The 17,041-nt window shown below is 56.1% G+C and carries 16 protein-coding genes; 12 read left to right on the top strand and 4 right to left on the bottom strand.

What is annotated here, in order from left to right; translation table 11 throughout:
* Positions 1-10: 10 nt before the first annotated feature.
* The 5 genes from ACTJJI_RS23450 (at position 11) to lpxO (ending at position 4,663) form a co-directional block, all read left to right on the top strand.
* Complete coding sequence (locus ACTJJI_RS23450; RefSeq protein ID WP_014830312.1) at positions 11-952, top strand: ABC transporter substrate-binding protein; 942 nt, start codon at positions 11-13, stop codon at positions 950-952.
* Positions 953-1,047: 95 nt separating this feature from the next.
* Positions 1,048-1,734, top strand: a complete 687-nt coding sequence (locus ACTJJI_RS23445) for a D-lyxose/D-mannose isomerase (RefSeq protein ID WP_046889699.1) — start codon at positions 1,048-1,050, stop codon at positions 1,732-1,734.
* 10 nt (positions 1,735-1,744) lie between these two features.
* A complete protein-coding gene (locus ACTJJI_RS23440; protein ID WP_063411721.1) occupies positions 1,745-2,605 on the top strand; it encodes a ketose 1,6-bisphosphate aldolase in 861 nt (286 codons plus the stop codon).
* Positions 2,605-3,612, top strand: coding sequence for a carbohydrate kinase family protein (locus ACTJJI_RS23435; protein ID WP_046889700.1), 1,008 nt, complete (start codon positions 2,605-2,607; stop codon positions 3,610-3,612). The genes ACTJJI_RS23440 and ACTJJI_RS23435 overlap by 1 nt, the downstream gene beginning before the upstream one ends.
* A 142-nt stretch (positions 3,613-3,754) precedes the next feature.
* Positions 3,755-4,663 (top strand): lipid A hydroxylase LpxO, encoded by a 909-nt coding sequence (gene lpxO, locus ACTJJI_RS23430; protein WP_046889701.1) that lies wholly within the window; start codon positions 3,755-3,757, stop codon positions 4,661-4,663.
* Between the two features lie 4 nt (positions 4,664-4,667).
* On the opposite strand, the gene ACTJJI_RS23425 is transcribed toward lpxO, so the two are convergent.
* Entirely contained in the window at positions 4,668-5,399 is a 732-nt protein-coding gene (locus tag ACTJJI_RS23425) for a response regulator (protein ID WP_046889702.1), read from the bottom strand.
* A gap of 252 nt (positions 5,400-5,651) precedes the next feature.
* On the opposite strand from ACTJJI_RS23425, the gene fdhF reads away from it, so the two are divergent.
* The 3 genes from fdhF to ACTJJI_RS23410 all read left to right on the top strand — a co-directional run bounded on the left by fdhF (position 5,652) and on the right by ACTJJI_RS23410 (position 9,068).
* Positions 5,652-7,799, top strand: coding sequence for a formate dehydrogenase subunit alpha (gene fdhF / locus ACTJJI_RS23420; protein WP_440655745.1), 2,148 nt, complete (start codon positions 5,652-5,654; stop codon positions 7,797-7,799).
* A 320-nt stretch (positions 7,800-8,119) separates the two neighbouring features.
* On the top strand, positions 8,120-8,272 hold the full coding sequence (locus ACTJJI_RS23415; RefSeq protein WP_013095084.1) for a Hok/Gef family protein: 153 nt from the start codon (positions 8,120-8,122) through the stop codon (positions 8,270-8,272).
* Positions 8,273-8,393: 121 nt separating this feature from the next.
* Entirely contained in the window at positions 8,394-9,068 is a 675-nt protein-coding gene (locus ACTJJI_RS23410) for a tetratricopeptide repeat protein (protein ID WP_014830306.1), read from the top strand.
* Positions 9,069-9,121: 53 nt separating this feature from the next.
* Here ACTJJI_RS23410 and gltP read toward each other — a convergent pair whose 3' ends face one another.
* Positions 9,122-10,435, bottom strand: coding sequence for a glutamate/aspartate:proton symporter GltP (gene gltP / locus ACTJJI_RS23405; protein WP_014830305.1), 1,314 nt, complete (start codon positions 10,433-10,435; stop codon positions 9,122-9,124).
* Positions 10,436-10,858: 423 nt separating this feature from the next.
* Here gltP and acs point away from each other — a divergent pair, with 423 nt between their 5' ends.
* The 3 genes from acs (at position 10,859) to actP (ending at position 14,912) form a co-directional block, all read left to right on the top strand.
* Positions 10,859-12,817, top strand: a complete 1,959-nt coding sequence (acs, locus tag ACTJJI_RS23400; RefSeq protein WP_096928753.1) for an acetate--CoA ligase — start codon at positions 10,859-10,861, stop codon at positions 12,815-12,817.
* A 134-nt stretch (positions 12,818-12,951) separates the two neighbouring features.
* Entirely contained in the window at positions 12,952-13,266 is a 315-nt protein-coding gene (locus ACTJJI_RS23395) for a DUF485 domain-containing protein (protein WP_013095080.1), read from the top strand.
* Positions 13,263-14,912, top strand: a complete 1,650-nt coding sequence (actP, locus tag ACTJJI_RS23390) for a cation/acetate symporter ActP (protein WP_046889704.1) — start codon at positions 13,263-13,265, stop codon at positions 14,910-14,912. The genes ACTJJI_RS23395 and actP overlap by 4 nt, the downstream gene beginning before the upstream one ends.
* Positions 14,913-14,943: 31 nt before the next feature.
* On the opposite strand, the gene ACTJJI_RS23385 is transcribed toward actP, so the two are convergent.
* Both ACTJJI_RS23385 and ACTJJI_RS23380 read right to left on the bottom strand, forming a co-directional pair.
* Positions 14,944-15,633, bottom strand: coding sequence for an LrgB family protein (locus tag ACTJJI_RS23385; RefSeq protein WP_083021987.1), 690 nt, complete (start codon positions 15,631-15,633; stop codon positions 14,944-14,946).
* On the bottom strand, positions 15,626-16,036 hold the full coding sequence (locus ACTJJI_RS23380) for a CidA/LrgA family protein (protein WP_014830301.1): 411 nt from the start codon (positions 16,034-16,036) through the stop codon (positions 15,626-15,628). The genes ACTJJI_RS23385 and ACTJJI_RS23380 overlap by 8 nt, the downstream gene beginning before the upstream one ends.
* A gap of 102 nt (positions 16,037-16,138) precedes the next feature.
* On the opposite strand from ACTJJI_RS23380, the gene ACTJJI_RS23375 reads away from it, so the two are divergent.
* Complete coding sequence (locus ACTJJI_RS23375; RefSeq protein WP_014830300.1) at positions 16,139-17,026, top strand: LysR family transcriptional regulator; 888 nt, start codon at positions 16,139-16,141, stop codon at positions 17,024-17,026.
* Positions 17,027-17,041: the final 15 nt, after the last annotated feature.

The following is a 17,041-nucleotide window of genomic DNA, read 5'->3' as shown; positions in this document are numbered from 1 at the left end:
GGAAGAGAGCATGAGATTGAAGCCCATATTGACCGCGCTCTGTGCTGGCGCGCTGCTTGCCGCAACGCCGTTTGCGCAGGCGAAAGATCTGAAGTCCATCGGCGTAACGGTGGGTGACCTGGCCAACCCGTTCTTCGTACAGATCACCAAAGGTGCCGAGCTGGAGGCGCGCAAGCTGGCGGGGGATAACGTCAAAGTAACGCTGGTCTCCAGCGGGTACGATCTGGGCCAGCAGGTGGCGCAGATCGACAACTTCATTGCCGCCAAAGTGGACATGATCATTCTTAACGCCGCAGATTCCAAAGGGATCGGCCCGGCGGTAAAACGCGCGAAAGAGGCTGGGATCGTGGTGGTCGCGGTTGACGTGGCGGCAGAAGGTGCAGATGCGACGATCACCTCCGATAACACCCAGGCGGGGGAAATGGCCTGTAAGTACATTACTGACCGCCTGAACGGCAAAGGCAATGTGGTGATCATCAACGGACCGCCGGTGTCTGCCGTACAAAACCGCGTGGAAGGTTGCCAGACAGAGTTCAAAAAACACCCGGATATCAAAGTCCTGTCGGATAACCAGAACGCCAAGGGCAGCCGTGAAGGGGGTCTGGAAGTCATGACCTCGCTGCTGGCGGCCAATCCGAAGATCGATGGCGTCTTCGCGATTAACGATCCGACCGCGATCGGTGCCGATCTGGCGGCGAAGCAAGCGCAACGCAACGAGTTCTTTATCGTTGGTGTGGACGGTAGCCCGGACGGCGAAGAAGCCCTGAAGCGGGAAAACTCCCTGTTTGTGGCGACGCCGGCACAAGATCCGCAGGTCATGGCGGCAAAAGCGGTTGAGATCGGCTATGACATTCTACAGGGCAAACCGGCACCGAAAGCGCCTGTGCTGATCCCGGTGACGATGATCGATAAAAAGAACGTTGGCACGTATAAGGGGTGGACGGTTAAGTAACGATTGTGCGGCCCGATGCCCTCACCCTAACCCTAACCCTAACCCTCTCGCACAGGGAGAGGGGACTGGGCCGACAAAAAACACAAGGAGTCCCCATGAAACGCTCCGAAATCAACGAAATCCTCGGCCACACGCGGCAGTTTTTCTCCATGCACGACGTGCATCTCCCCCCTTTTGCCAGCTTTCCGCCTACAAAATGGCAGCAGCTCGATCAGGCCGCCTGGCAGGAAGTGTTTGACCTTAAGCTCGGTTGGGACGTAACGGCCTTTGGCGGCAGCAGCTTTGCCGCGCAGGGACTCACGCTGTTTACCCTGCGCAACGGCTCCCCAAACGGCACGCCGTATGAAAAATGCTACGCCGAAAAAATCATGCACGTACGCGACGGCCAGGTCACGCCCATGCATTTTCACTGGCGCAAACGGGAGGACATCATCAACCGCGGCGGTGGAAATCTCATTATTGAGTTATGGAATGCCGGCGCCCATGAAGAGACCGAAAACACCGACGTCACCGTCACGATAGACGGTTGCCAGCAGACCCACGCCCCCGGCAGCCAGCTGCGCCTCACACCAGGGGAGAGCATCTGCCTGACACCCGGCCTGTACCACAGTTTCTGGGGTGAACGCGGTTTTGGCGACGTGCTGGTGGGCGAAGTTTCATCGGTCAATGACGATGAACACGACAACCACTTTTTGCAGCCCGTTGCCCGCTATAACAACATCGAAGAAGACGAACCGGCGGTGCTGGTGCTGTGCAACGAGTACAACCTGTTTCGGATATAAGGGGTAAATGATGCCATTGATTTCTCTTGCCGACGGTCTTGCGCACGCCAGGCAACATCGCTACGCGCTGGGCGCGTTCAACGTTCTCGACACCCACTTCCTGCGCGCCCTGTTTGCCGCGGCGAAGCAGGAGCGCTCGCCTTTTATCATCAACATCGCCGAAGTGCATTTTAAATACGTGTCGCTGGAGTCGCTTGTCGAAGCGGTTAAGTACGAAGCCGCCCGCCACGCGATCCCCGTGGTACTCAACCTCGACCACGGCCTGCACTTTGACGCCGTGGTACGCGCCCTGCGCTTAGGGTTCAGTTCCGTGATGTTCGATGGCTCGACACTGAGCTACGAAGAGAATCTTCGTCAGACGCGTGAAGTAGTGAAGATGTGTCACGCGGTGGGCGTGTCGGTGGAGGCAGAGTTAGGTGCCGTCGGTGGCGATGAAGGCGGGGCGCTCTACGGCCATGCGGATGAAGCGTACTTTACCGACCCGCAGCTGGCGCGGGAATTTGTCGATTCAACCGGTATTGACGCGCTGGCCGTCGCCATTGGCAACGCACACGGCAAATACAAAGGCGAGCCGAAGCTCGATTTCCCCCGTCTGGACGCCATTCGCCAGCAGACCGGCCTGCCACTGGTGCTGCACGGCGGCTCCGGGATCAGCGATGCTGATTTTCGTCGCGCCATTGAACTTGGTATTCATAAAATCAATTTCTATACCGGCATGTCCCAGGCCGCGCTTTCCGCCGTTGAGCAGCGTATGGCCAACCGCCAGCCGTTGTACGATGAGTTTGCCGAGCTGTTGCTGGGCATAGAAGAGGCGATTACCGATACGGTTGCCGAACAGATGCGCATCTTTGGCAGCGCGGGGCAGGCATAATGGAACGCAAAGGGATCATCGCCGCGGGCAATATGCTGGTGGATCACGTTCACCAGATCGTGCAATGGCCGGAACGCGGCTGGCTGGCAGAAATTACCCACAGCGAACGTTCCACCGGCGGCGCGCCGCTCAACGTCCTGCTGACGCTGGCGAAAATGCATGTCGGCCTGCCGCTACAGGCTGTGGGGCTGATTGGCGAAGACAGCGACGGGGATTACATTCTGGCGATGCTCGACCAGTATCACGTCAACCGGCAGCGCGTACAGCGCACCACCTTTGCGCCAACCTCCATGTCGCAGGTGATGACCGACCCCAGCGGACAGCGCACCTTTTTCCACTCACCCGGGGCCAACCGCCTGTTGGATCTCCCCGCGTTTGACCGTCTCGACGGCACAATGAAAATCTTCCACCTCGGCTACCTGCTGCTGCTCGACAGTCTGGATATGCCAGATGACGAATACGGCACCCGCAGCGCACGTCTGCTGGCGCAGATGCGCGAGCAGGGGTATGAAACCTCGCTCGATCTGGTCTCCCGCAAGGGCGATCCGCGCTATCAGCCGCTGGTCCTCCCTGCCCTGCGTCATCTCGATTATCTGGTCATTAACGAACTGGAAGCCGGAGAGTTTAGCGGCCTTGAGATGCGCGACAGCAACGACGCACCGCACGTTGCCCACATCGCTGAAGCCGCCGCGCAGCTGCTGGCGGCAGGCGTCCGGCAGCGGGTGGTGATCCACTGCCCGGAAGGCGCCTGGGGAGAAGCCGCAAACGAAGAAGGACGCTGGATCCCCTCATGGCGGCTGACTCAGGAGGAGATTATTGGCAGCGTCGGCGCGGGCGACGCCTTTTGTGCTGGCTTTTTATATGGCTGCCATGAATCGCTGCCGCTGGCAGAGAGTATTTATCTGGCACATGCCTGCGCCCGGGCAAGCCTGCTGGCCGCGAATGCCATTGATGGAGCAAAAACGCTGGAGGAATTGACGCGCTTTATTCAGGAGAGCAACACCTAAATTAACAAAAATTGCGATTTTTGATTACAGTTCTATGAATTTTGCATAGCCGAACTACACTCTCTGCGTCTGGCACATTCGGCGTGGGCAACATAATGCCCACACGCTTTTCCGAAATGAGAGGTACAGAGGACAAGGAAAAATGTTCGCAGCAATTATCATCGCTATATTTATTATCAGTGTTATTTATGCGCATTCGCGCGGCAAAGAAAAACAGACGCTTTCCCGTCAACTTTTCGACCACTCCACCTTTATGGCGCCCATCAATATGTTTATGACGGCGTTCTCTTCGCTGCCCGCCAGACAGCCCTTTTTTGAAACCGAGCGCTTTCCGGAATTAAATAAACTGACGGAAAACTGGGAGGTCATTCGCGAAGAGGCGCTGCGTTTGCAGGATCATATTAAGGCGGCACAAAATCATAACGATGCCGGTTTTAACACCTTCTTTAAACGCGGCTGGAAACGGTTTTACCTCAAATGGTATGCCGATGCGCATCCCTCGGCTCAGACCCTGTGCCCCGTTACGACACAACTGGTGAGTGAGATCCCATCCGTGAAAGCGGCAATGTTTGCCGAACTCCCGGCGGGCGCGAAGCTCGGCAAGCATCGCGATCCCTACGCCGGCTCGGTTCGTTACCATTTAGGCCTGGTCACGCCAAATGACGATCGCTGCTTTATAGAGGTTGACCAGCAGCGCCACAGCTGGCGTGACGGTGAGGCTGTCATCTTTGATGAAACTTACGTGCACTGGGCGGAGAATAAAGCGGATCACACGCGGATTATTCTCTTCTGCGATATCGAACGTCCGATGAAATGGCGCTGGGCGCAGGCGGTTAACCACTGGGTCGGGACAACGCTGATGTCAGCGGCCAGCTCCCCCAATGACGATAACGACCGCACCGGGGGAATTAACCGTATCTTCAAATATGTGCACGCCGGGCGAGAACGCGGTCAGCGACTGAAGAAGCGCAATCGAAAACTCTATTACGCACTGAAGTACCTGGTCATCACGGCGATTTTCGCCGCGCTTATTGTCGCTGCCATAACGTAAGCACTTACGCCGCCCTATCGGGATGACAGACATCGGCGGCAAAGACGTAGCCCAGCCCGCGGATCGTTTTGATTAATGCGGGCTGGTGCGGATTGGCTTCGATTTTCCGGCGCAGGCGCATGATCAATACGTCGATGGTGCGGTCAAACACATCGGCACTTTCGCTGTGGGTCAACTCAAGCAACTGCTCGCGGCTCAGTACCCGGCGGGCATTCTGGGTAAGCGCCAGCAGCAGGCCGTATTCACCCTGGGTCAACGGTACGGGGTTACGCTGCGGATCGATCAGTTCGCAGCGGGTGGTATCCAGCGTCCAGCCATTAAAAGCAATGCCCGCCACTCGTGGCGCGGGCGTGTCAGCCGCCAGCGCTCCGGTACGCCTGAGCACGGCTTTAACCCGGGCGACCACCACACGCGGATTAAACGGTTTGCCAATGTAGTCGTCGGCACCCATCTCCAGCCCTACCACCACGTCAGACTCACTGCCCAGCCCGGTAAGCATCACCACCGGCAGATCCGGGCGTTGCTTTTGCAGCTGCAGCAGGACCTGCAGGCCGTTGATATCCGGCAGCATCATGTCCAGCAGGACCAGGGCAATTTCCGGTTCCTGATGAACCCGGTTCAGTGCATCCTGTCCGTTATGGCAGACGAGCACCGTAAAGACGTGCTCGCTGAGCACATCCTGCAGCAGCTCGCACACTGCCGTATCGTCATCAACCACCAGAATCGCCGGTTTCATCGCATGCTTCCGTCAGGGGATTATGTTAAGTCTGAACTATTCTGCCGTCGGCTCCAGCCAAATGGATTTTTACGTGACGGAATTACAACCCATGTCACATCCGCTGCCTTTTCGACACGTCAATTTTGACGATTGCCTGCTTTTCGTCAGGGTTTTGCCGTGAGATCGCCCGTAAAGTCGGGTGATACCCACACTGAAAACATGGCATAAAAGCTGCATTATGGCTGCGAAATGATTAACTGGAGCAGACTGATGAAAAAAGTCGTCACGGTTTGCCCTTATTGTGCCTCAGGTTGCAAGATCCACCTGGTGGTCGATAACGGCAAAATCGTCCGGGCGGAGGCCGCACAGGGGAAAACCAACCAGGGCACGCTGTGCCTGAAAGGTTACTACGGCTGGGATTTTATTAACGATACCCAAATCCTCACCCCGCGCCTGAAAACCCCCATGATCCGCCGTGAACGCGGTGGCAAGCTGGAAGCCGTCTCGTGGAACGAGGCGCTGGACTACGTCGCCACTCGCCTGAGCGCCATTAAGTCTAAATATGGCCCGGATGCGATCCAGACCACCGGGTCATCACGCGGGACGGGTAACGAAACCAACTATGTAATGCAAAAATTCGCGCGCGCCGTTATTGGAACCAATAACGTCGACTGCTGCGCTCGCGTCTGACACGGCCCATCGGTTGCAGGTCTGCACCAGTCGGTCGGAAACGGCGCAATGAGCAATGCAATTAACGAGATAGACAACACCGATCTCGTCTTTATCTTCGGCTATAACCCGGCGGATTCTCACCCGATTGTCGCGAACCACGTTATTCGCGCCAAACAGAACGGGGCGAAAATCATCGTCTGCGATCCGCGCAAAATCGAAACGGCACGTATTGCAGATATGCACATCGCGTTGAAAAACGGCTCGAACATCGCGCTGTTGAACGCCATGGGGCACGTCATTATTGAGGAGAACCTCTACGACCAGGCGTTTGTCGCCACCCGTACGGAAGGTTTTGAAGAGTATCGGAAAATTGTCGAAGGCTATACGCCAGAATCTGTCGAAGCGATCACCGGCGTCAGCGCGCTGGAGATCCGCCAGGCAGCAAGGATGTACGCCGGAGCGAAAACCGCCGCCATTCTGTGGGGCATGGGTGTGACCCAGTTCTATCAGGGCGTGGAAACCGTGCGTTCCCTGACCAGCCTCGCCATGCTGACCGGCAACCTTGGCAAGGCACACGTCGGGGTGAACCCGGTACGCGGTCAGAACAACGTGCAGGGTGCCTGCGATATGGGTGCGCTACCGGACACCTATCCGGGCTACCAGTACGTGAAGTTCCCGGAAAACCGCGCGAAGTTTGCCAAAGCGTGGGGCGTGGAAAGTTTGCCGGAGCACACCGGGTATCGCATCAGCGAGCTGCCGCACCGGGCGGCACATGGTGAAGTGCGGGCGGCTTACATCATGGGTGAAGATCCCCTCCAGACTGACGCCGAGCTCTCTGCGGTGCGGAAAGGGTTTGAGGATCTGGAGCTGGTGATTGTTCAGGACATCTTTATGACCAAAACCGCGGCAGCGGCGGATGTGATTTTACCGTCAACGTCCTGGGGTGAGCATGAAGGGGTCTACACGGCGGCAGACCGCGGCTTCCAGCGTTTCTTTAAAGCGGTGGAGCCGAAGTGGGATCTGAAAACCGACTGGCAGATTATCAGCGAAATTGCCACCCGTATGGGCTACCCGATGCACTACAACAACACCCAGGAGATCTGGGACGAGTTGCGGCATCTGTGTCCGGACTTCTACGGTGCAACTTATGAAAAAATGGGTGAGCTGGGGTATATCCAGTGGCCATGCCGGGATGAGTCTGAGGCCGACCAGGGCACGTCGTATCTCTTTAAAGAGAAATTTGACACCCCGAACGGGCTGGCGCAGTTCTTCACCTGCGACTGGGTTGCCCCCATCGACAAGCTCACTGATGAGTATCCAATGGTGCTCTCCACCGTGCGTGAAGTGGGCCACTACTCCTGTCGTTCGATGACCGGCAACTGCGCGGCGCTGGCAGCACTGGCGGACGAACCGGGTTATGCGCAGATCAACACCGCCGACGCTGAACGTCTTGGCATTGAAGACGAAGCGCTGGTATGGGTGAACTCGCGTAAAGGCAGGATCATTACCCGTGCGCAGGTCAGCGATCGTCCCAACAAAGGGGCGGTGTACATGACCTACCAGTGGTGGATTGGTGCCTGTAACGAACTGGTGACGGAGAACTTAAGCCCGATAACCAAAACGCCGGAGTATAAATATTGCGCCGTCAACGTGGAGCCAATTGCGGATCAGCACGCGGCGGAACAGTATGTGATCGACGAATATAACAAGCTGAAAGCCCGGTTACGCGAAAGTGCGATGGGATAACGATGTTATTTAATCGATGAATAAAGGGAGTGAAATATTCACTCCCTTTTTATTTCCGCTTAACTCATTAAAAATATCAATTATTGAACTGGAAAGCTGCTCGCAGAAACAATGTAAATTTCACGAAAGAGAATTACATCTTTGTATTTTGATTCAAATGGATAAGATGTGCGGCGGGTGCTTAAGACTTTCTGTCTTGAGCATTGTTGAGGGACAGAAAGTGGAAAGCCCCGGGAAATAGTCATTTACCCGAGGCTACCCCCAACAACCTACAGGTTGAGAGTAGCCTCTTATTCTTTTTTTGACAAGGAGTAAAAGGCATGACGCCATTAAAAACTGCGTTAGGCATTGTCTTTATTATCTGCCTGACGATAGTGATCTTTACCTTTATTACTCGCGGAAAGTTATGCGAACTGACAATAAAGAGTGAACATCAGGAGGTGGCGGCGAAATTAGCCTGCGTTGCAGGCTAACCTCTGCGGGCGGAATGACAGTTCCGCCCGGCTTGCAGGATGCTGAGGTCTTAACGCACCCGTTTTTTTATTCCATGGCCGCGATTATACTGCGCGGCGTGTACCCAGATGATAAGAATCCATGAAACCATTTTTACTGTTGTTATTACTTGTTACCTCGTTCGTCCATGCCGATGAGATTGGCAGCCAGTACAAAGCGCAGGCGGAGGCGGGCGATGCACGCGCTCAGTATTATCTCGCCGATACCTGGTTCAGCTCCGGCGACAGCAAGCAGGCAGCGATGTGGGCAGAGAAAGCGGCAAAAGGGGGAGATGTCGATGCCATGGCGCTCTTGTCCCAAATCCAGTTTACCCAGGGTGATTACGCCCAGGCCAAAGCGCTGGCGCAGCAGGCCACGATTGCGGGCAGCAAGCGTGGTGCCATTATGCTGGCACGCGTCCTGGTGAATACCCAGGGTGGCAAAACAGACTACCCACAGGCCATCAAACTGCTGCAGACGGCCACCGAAGATATCGACAACGACTCTGCGGTAGATGCGCAAATGCTGCTGGGTCTGATTTATGCCAACGGTGTAGAAGTGGCCCAGGACGATGCTCTGGCGGCATCGTGGTTTAAGCGCAGCTCGTCTCTGTCACGCACCGGCTATGCCGAATACTGGGCGGGGATGCTGTTCCAGCAGGGTGAGAAAGGCTTTATTACGCCCAATAAACAGAAAGCGCTCTACTGGTTAAACCTGAGCTGTACCGAAGGGTTTGATACGGGGTGTGAAGAGTTTGATGCGTTGAGTGGGGAGTAGAATCCCCTCACCCTAACCCTCTCCCCACAGGGGAGAGGGAAGAATACGTTACATTACTGGTCAGCCGTCTTATCAAAACGACCCAGCACCTCGCGTTCATACGCCAGCGCTTTTTTACGGTCGAACTTGTGTTCCCATTTGGCGATAACCAGTACCGCCAGCGCGTTTCCGACCACGTTCAGCGCCGTACGCGCCATATCGAGGATACGGTCAACACCGGCGATAAACGCCAGACCTTCCAGCGGGATACCGACGCTGCCAAGCGTCGCCAGCAGCACCACGAAGGAGACGCCCGGCACACCCGCAATGCCTTTTGAGGTCACCATCAGCGTCAGCACCAGCACAATTTCCTGCCACAGCGACAGATCAATGCCGTACAGCTGGGCAATAAAGATGGCTGCAATGCTCTGGTACAGCGTCGAGCCGTCCAGGTTAAAGGAGTAGCCGGTTGGCACCACGAAGCTGGTGATAGAAGCCGGGGCACCATAGGCCTCCATCTTCTCAATAATTCGCGGCAGCACGCTTTCAGAGCTGGCCGTGGAGTACGCCAGAATCAACTCGTCTTTCAGAATGCGGATCAGGATCCAGATGCTCAGCCCACACAGGCGCGCCACAATGCCCAGCACCACCAGCGCGAAGAACAGGATGGCGAAATGCACCAGAATCACCAGCTTCGCCAGCGGCCACAGGGAGGCAAAACCAAAGTTCGCCACGGTGACCGCGATAAGCGCAAACACCCCTACCGGCGCGTAACGCATCACCATGTGAGTGACTTTAAACATGGTTTCAGAGATAGAACGGAACACGGTGACCAGCGGTTCACGGTGCGTGGCCGGCAGAGAGGAGAGGCCCAGACCAAACAACACCGAGAAGAAGATGATAGGCAGCATCTCGCCCTTCGCCATCGACGCCACAATATTGGTCGGCACCAGCGACAGGATCGTACCCATCAGGCCATGCGCATGGCTCTGCACATCAGCGGTCGTACTTTGGTATTTCGAAATATCCACCGTCGCCAGTTGCGACATATCAATCCCGGAGCCTGGCTGGAAGACATTCGCCATGGTGATGCCGAGAATGATGGCAATCGTCGTGATCACTTCGAAATAGATAATGGTTTTTGCACCGATGCGGCCTAACTGTTTTGCATCACCGACACCGGCGATACCCACCACCAGCGTAGAGATCACAATCGGCACCACAATCATCTTAATCAGATGAATAAAGATATCACCCGCCGGTGAGAGCAGGTTCGCAATCAGCCACTCACGGCTGTCGCTGTGATAATGGAGATAACTCCCCAGCAGGATACCCAGCACAAGGGCCAGCAGGATTTGCCAGGCCAGGCTGACTTTAACGTTTTTCATAGAAACTGACTTCCTCAATGAAGCGCCTTATTCACACAAACTGCATGAATATGGAGACATACTGAAAGGGTATGAATTGTGTTGCGTTGGTTTATGGGATTTTTTAACGCGGCGTATGAGTATCATTTGCGCGGTATGTTGCGCAAGCCTTAAAGAACGACGCATTTCACTACGAAAAGCCGCGATGACGCGAGTTTATGATAATTCTTATAAATAACCGTTTGTTATAAAAACGCTTTTTTAAACGCAAATGTGAATAATCCGCACGGTAAATTATTTTCCTTCAAAGTTTCATTCGCTCATTTTTCATACTATTCAAACAATGCGTGATCTGTAGCCCAAATAATAAACAAAGCTTGTAAAGCCCCTACTATTAACGTTTTTGCGACATATTATTAACATCTTACAAGGAGAAAAAAAGCCATGAGCCAAATACACAAACATGACATTCCCGCTAACATTGCGGACCGTTGCCTGATAAACCCGGAGCAATACCACGAGAAGTATCAGCAATCTGTCTCTGACCCTGACGCCTTCTGGGGCGAGCAGGGCCATATTCTTGACTGGATCAAACCTTACCAGAAGGTGAAGAACACCTCCTTTGCGCCGGGTAACGTTGCTATTAAATGGTATGAAGACGGCACGCTGAACCTTGCGGCGAACTGCCTCGATCGCCATCTTGCCGAACGCGGTAACGAAACGGCTATCATCTGGGAAGGCGACGACGCCTCTCAGAGCAAACATATCACCTATAAAGAGCTGCACCGTGACGTATGCCGCTTCGCCAACGTCCTGCTGGAGAGGGGCATCAAAAAAGGCGATGTGGTCGCTATCTATATGCCAATGGTGCCGGAAGCGGCGGTGGCGATGCTGGCCTGCGCGCGCATCGGCGCGATCCATTCCGTTATCTTTGGCGGGTTCTCGCCGGAAGCAGTTGCCGGGCGTATTGTCGACTCAAGTTCGAAACTGGTGATCACCGCCGATGAAGGCGTGCGTGCCGGGCGCGGTATTCCCCTGAAGAAAAATGTCGACGAAGCGCTGAAAAATCCGAACGTCAAAACCGTCAGCAACGTTATTGTCCTTAAGCGTACCGGTGGCAAGATCGACTGGAACGAAGGGCGTGACCTGTGGTGGAGCGATCTGATTGAGAAAGTGAGCGACCAGCATCAACCGCAAGAGATGAACGCGGAAGATCCACTGTTTATTCTCTATACCTCCGGCTCCACCGGCAAACCCAAAGGCGTGCTGCACACCACCGGCGGCTATCTGGTCTATGCGGCCACCACGTTCAAATATGTCTTCGACTACCATCCGGGCGATATCTACTGGTGTACCGCCGACGTGGGTTGGGTCACCGGGCACAGCTACCTGCTGTACGGCCCGCTGGCCTGTGGCGCAACGACGCTGATGTTTGAGGGTGTGCCGAACTGGCCGACCCCGGCGCGAATGTGTCAGGTGGTCGATAAGCACCAGGTTAACATTCTCTACACCGCGCCAACGGCCATCCGTGCGCTGATGGCGGAAGGTGACAAGGCCATCGAAGGCACGGACCGCTCTTCCCTGCGCATCCTCGGTTCCGTGGGTGAGCCCATCAACCCGGAAGCCTGGGAGTGGTACTGGAAAAAAATCGGTAACGAGAAATGCCCGGTCATGGACACCTGGTGGCAGACCGAAACCGGCGGCTTCATGATCACCCCGATGCCTGGCGCCACCCAGCTAAAAGCCGGTTCCGCAACCCGCCCGTTCTTTGGCGTCCAGCCTGCGCTGGTGGATAACGAAGGCAATCCGCTGGACGGTGCCACCGAAGGCAACCTGGTGATCACCGATTCCTGGCCGGGCCAGGCGCGTACGCTGTTCGGCGACCATGAGCGCTTCGAGCAGACCTACTTCTCAACCTTTAAAAACATGTACTTCAGCGGCGACGGTGCGCGTCGTGACGAGGATGGCTACTACTGGATCACCGGGCGCGTGGACGACGTGCTAAACGTCTCCGGCCACCGTCTGGGCACCGCGGAGATTGAATCCGCGCTGGTATCGCATCCGAAGATCGCCGAAGCCGCGGTCGTGGGTATTCCGCACAACATTAAAGGCCAGGCGATTTACGCCTACGTCACCCTGAACCACGGTGAAGAGCCGTCGCCAGAGCTGTATGCCGAAGTGCGCAACTGGGTCCGCAAAGAGATTGGCCCGCTTGCCACGCCGGATGTGCTGCACTGGACTGACTCTCTGCCGAAAACCCGCTCAGGAAAAATTATGCGCCGAATCTTGCGCAAAATCGCGGCAGGTGACACCAGCAACCTCGGCGATACCTCAACGCTCGCCGATCCGGGTGTGGTGGAAAAACTGCTCGAAGAGAAGCAGGCCATCGCAATGCCATCTTAATCTTTTCTCCCTCTCCCTGTGGGAGAGGGCCGGGGTGAGGGCATCAGACCGCACCTTCCTCCCCTCACCCTAACCCTCTCCCCACAGGGGAGAGGGGATAAAACAAACCAACCTTACTTCTGGAGATTTCTGTGATGAATAACGATATTTGTCAGCAGATAGAGAATAGTGCGCACTACAGGGAGCTCGTCGATAAACGGCAACGGTTTGCCTTCTTACTTTCCATCATCATGCTGATTATCTACGTCGGCTTTATTCTGCTGATTGCCTTCGCTCCGCACTGGCTGGGTACGCCGCTGCATGAGGGCACCAGCGTCACGCGGGGCATCCCGATTGGTATTGGCGTCATCGTGATTTCGTTTGTGCTGACCGGTGTTTATGTCTGGCGTGCGAATGGCGAATTCGATCGTCTTAATAAAGCGGTACTGCGTGAGGTAAAAGCATCATGAAGAGAGTCCTGACGGCGCTTGCCGCCACACTTCCCTTCGCGGCAAACGCCGCGGATGCCATTACCGGTGAGGTACAGCGCCAGCCAACCAACTGGCAGGCGATTGTCATGTTCCTGATTTTCGTGGTGCTGACCCTGTATATCACTTACTGGGCGTCAAAACGCGTGCGCTCCCGTAACGATTACTACACCGCGGGCGGCAATATCACCGGTTTCCAGAACGGGCTGGCGATTGCGGGTGACTTTATGTCCGCCGCCTCTTTCCTCGGGATTTCCGCGCTGGTGTACACCTCCGGCTACGATGGACTGATCTACTCTCTCGGCTTCCTGGTCGGCTGGCCGATTATTCTGTTCCTGATCGCCGAACGCTTGCGTAACCTCGGGCGTTTTACCTTTGCTGATGTCGCCTCCTATCGCCTGAAGCAGGGCCCGATTCGCATTCTCTCCGCCTGCGGCTCGCTGGTGGTGGTCGCGCTGTATCTGATCGCTCAGATGGTTGGCGCGGGCAAATTGATCGAACTCCTGTTCGGCCTGAACTACCACATTGCGGTGGTGCTGGTGGGTGTACTGATGGTGATGTACGTCCTGTTCGGCGGCATGCTGGCGACCACCTGGGTGCAAATTATCAAAGCGGTACTGCTGCTGTTCGGCGCCAGCTTCATGGCCTTTATGGTGATGAAACACGTCGGCTTCAGCTTCAATAATCTGTTCACCGAAGCGATGGCGGTCCACCCGAAAGGGGAAGCAATCATGAGTCCGGGCGGGCTGGTGAAAGACCCGATATCCGCGCTTTCACTCGGTCTGGGTCTGATGTTTGGTACCGCAGGCTTGCCACATATCCTGATGCGTTTCTTCACCGTGAGCGATGCCCGCGAAGCGCGCAAGAGCGTCTTCTACGCCACCGGGTTTATGGGTTACTTCTACATTCTGACCTTTATCATCGGTTTTGGCGCCATCATGCTGGTAGGCGCAAATCCGGCGTTTAAAGACGCGGCAGGCGCGCTGATTGGCGGGAATAACATGGCGGCAGTGCATCTGGCCGATGCGGTAGGCGGCAATCTGTTCCTCGGCTTTATCTCGGCCGTGGCCTTCGCCACCATCCTTGCCGTGGTTGCCGGACTGACGCTGGCTGGAGCGTCAGCGGTGTCGCATGACCTGTACGCGAACGTGTTCCGCAAAGGCGCAACCGAGCGTGAAGAGCTGAGAGTCTCAAAAATCACCGTACTGATACTGGGTGTGGTGGCGATCCTGCTGGGGATCCTGTTCGAGAAGCAGAACATCGCCTTTATGGTGGGGCTGGCCTTCTCGATTGCGGCAAGCTGCAACTTCCCTATCATTCTGCTCTCCATGTACTGGTCTAAGCTGACCACCCGTGGCGCAATGGTCGGCGGCTGGCTGGGGCTGCTGACGGCGGTGATCCTGATGATCCTCGGCCCGACGATTTGGGTGCAGATCCTCGGTCACGAAAAGGCGCTCTTCCCCTATGAGTACCCGGCGCTGTTCTCTATCGCCGTGGCGTTTATCGGGATCTGGGTCTTCTCCGCAACCGACAACTCGCCGGAGGGTAATCTGGAACGCGAGAAATTCCGCGCCCAGTTTATCCGCTCGCAAACCGGCCTGGGCGTGGAACAAGGCCGCGCACACTGAGTCTTTATCCCCGGTCCTCGGACCGGGGAGTTCAGAACATCACCCACGCCACCAGCGGCGCGATCAGCACCATCACCACGCCAGAGAGCATCATCACCAGACTTGCTACCACGCCTTCCTGCTGACCCAGCTCATAAGAACGAGCCGTTCCCGCACCGTGTGACGCCGCGCCCAATCCCGCCCCTTTTGCCATCCCTTCGCGGATGGAGAGCCGCAGAAACAGCATATCGCCCACCGCCATGCCGAAGACACCGGTAACGACCACAAACAACGCCACCAGATCCGGCTGGCCGCCGAGTGGTTTGGCTGCCGCCAGCGCAAACGGCGTCGTCACCGAGCGCACAGCCAGGCTGCGCTGAATTTCATCGGGCAGCGTAAACAACCGCGCCAGCCAGACCGAGCTACAGACCGCCACCACCGTGGCGGTGATCACCCCCGCGCTGAGTGACATCCAGTGGCGTTTGATAATCGCCAGATTGTCGTACACCGGCACTGCAAAGGCGATGGTGGCCGGACCCAGTAGCCACAGCAACCAGTGGGATTCACCGATGTAGTTCTGCCAGGAGATATGGCCGAAAACCAGCATCAGCACCAGCAGGATCGGCGTAAAGACCAGCGGCATCAGCGGCAGGGCGTGAAAACGACGATACAGGCGCTTGTTGGCAAAGTAGATAACCAGGGTGGCAATCAGGCACAGCACGCTGATTTGAAAGTTAGTCATTTTTTTGCCTGCTGATTTCGAACCGATAGACTTTGTCCACCACCCAGGCGGTAGCGCCCAGCACCATCAACGTGCTCAGCGCGATGACTGCGAAGATCCGCCAGCCGTCCACCATCAGCAGTTGCGCATAATTTACCACCGCCACCACGGCAGGGACAAAGAACAGCAGCATCTCCGCCAGCAGCCAGCGCGCGCCGGCGCGTACCCAGTTGAGGGGGATTACGCGACAAAGGATGAGCGTCAACATCAGCAGCATTCCCACCAGGTTGGCAGGCAGCGGCAGATGCAGCCAGCCGACAAGATATTCTGCAAAAACAAACAGTCCCGCGTAGAGCAGTACCTGAACCGGCACCAGGAGTCGTTGCACAACGGCAGGCGTAACACGGCTTAACGCCACGGCCATGGGGGTTTTCCTCAAAAATGAGACGAGGCGCCAGTATAGTGAGCGCACGGTATGGACTGAAATGAATTAAAATCATCGAAGGTATAGTTTCGAGGAATAATCATGGACATAAGAACGCTGCGCTATTTTGTTGAAGTGGTTCGCCAGCAGAGTTTTACCCGCGCAGCGGAGAAGTTATTTGTAACCCAACCCACCATCAGCAAAATGCTGAAAAACCTCGAAGATGAACTCAACTGTACCCTGCTTATCCGCGACGGACGCAAGCTGTTGCTCACCGATACCGGGCGCGTGGTGTTCGAACGGGGGCTGGCGATCCTGGCCGAGTTTCGTCAGTTGGAAGCGGAGCTTGATGATATAAATCATCTGACCAAAGGGGTGCTGCGCCTTGGCATCCCGCCAATGGTCGGGATGATGATGGCCGGGCCGATTAGCCTGTTTCGCCAGCGTTACCCCGGCGTCGAACTCAAAATTTCGGAGTTTGGTGGGTTAACCGTCCAGCAGGCGGTTACTAACGGCGAGCTGGACGTCGCCATGACAGCCCTCCCCGTTGAGGAAGAGAGCGGTCTGGCGACGCTTCCGCTCTTTAGCCATCCGCTGTGCGTGCTGGTTCCCCGCTCCGGTGACTGGCTGAAGCGAGACTCAGTGAAACCTGAACTGCTCGGTGAATACCCTCTGTTGATCTACAACGAAGATTTCGCCCTCAGCCGCCAGCTAATGACGCTGTTTAATCAACATAGCGTGAAGCCGCGCATTGCGGTGCGCAGCGGCCAGTGGGATTTCCTGGCAGCGATGGTGCAGGCAGGCGTGGGGATTGCCATTCTGCCGCAGCCCATTTGCGAGCGTCTGGATAAAAACACGCTGCGCTGGATCCCACTCGAAAGCGATTTGCACTGGCAACTGGGGATGATCTGGCGAGAAGGGATATATTTGTCGCACAGCGCCCAGGCGTGGCTGGCGTGCTGTGAGGGGTTTTGGGGCCCCTCACCCTAACCCTCTCCCACAGGG

Origin of the sequence: Enterobacter sp. 22466 (genome assembly GCF_052044775.1) — a bacterium.
In the GTDB taxonomy this organism is placed as follows: Bacteria; Pseudomonadota; Gammaproteobacteria; order Enterobacterales; family Enterobacteriaceae; genus Enterobacter; species Enterobacter dissolvens.
The sequence above is the reverse complement of the archived record's forward strand: the minus strand, read 5'-3'. Positions and strand labels throughout refer to the sequence as shown.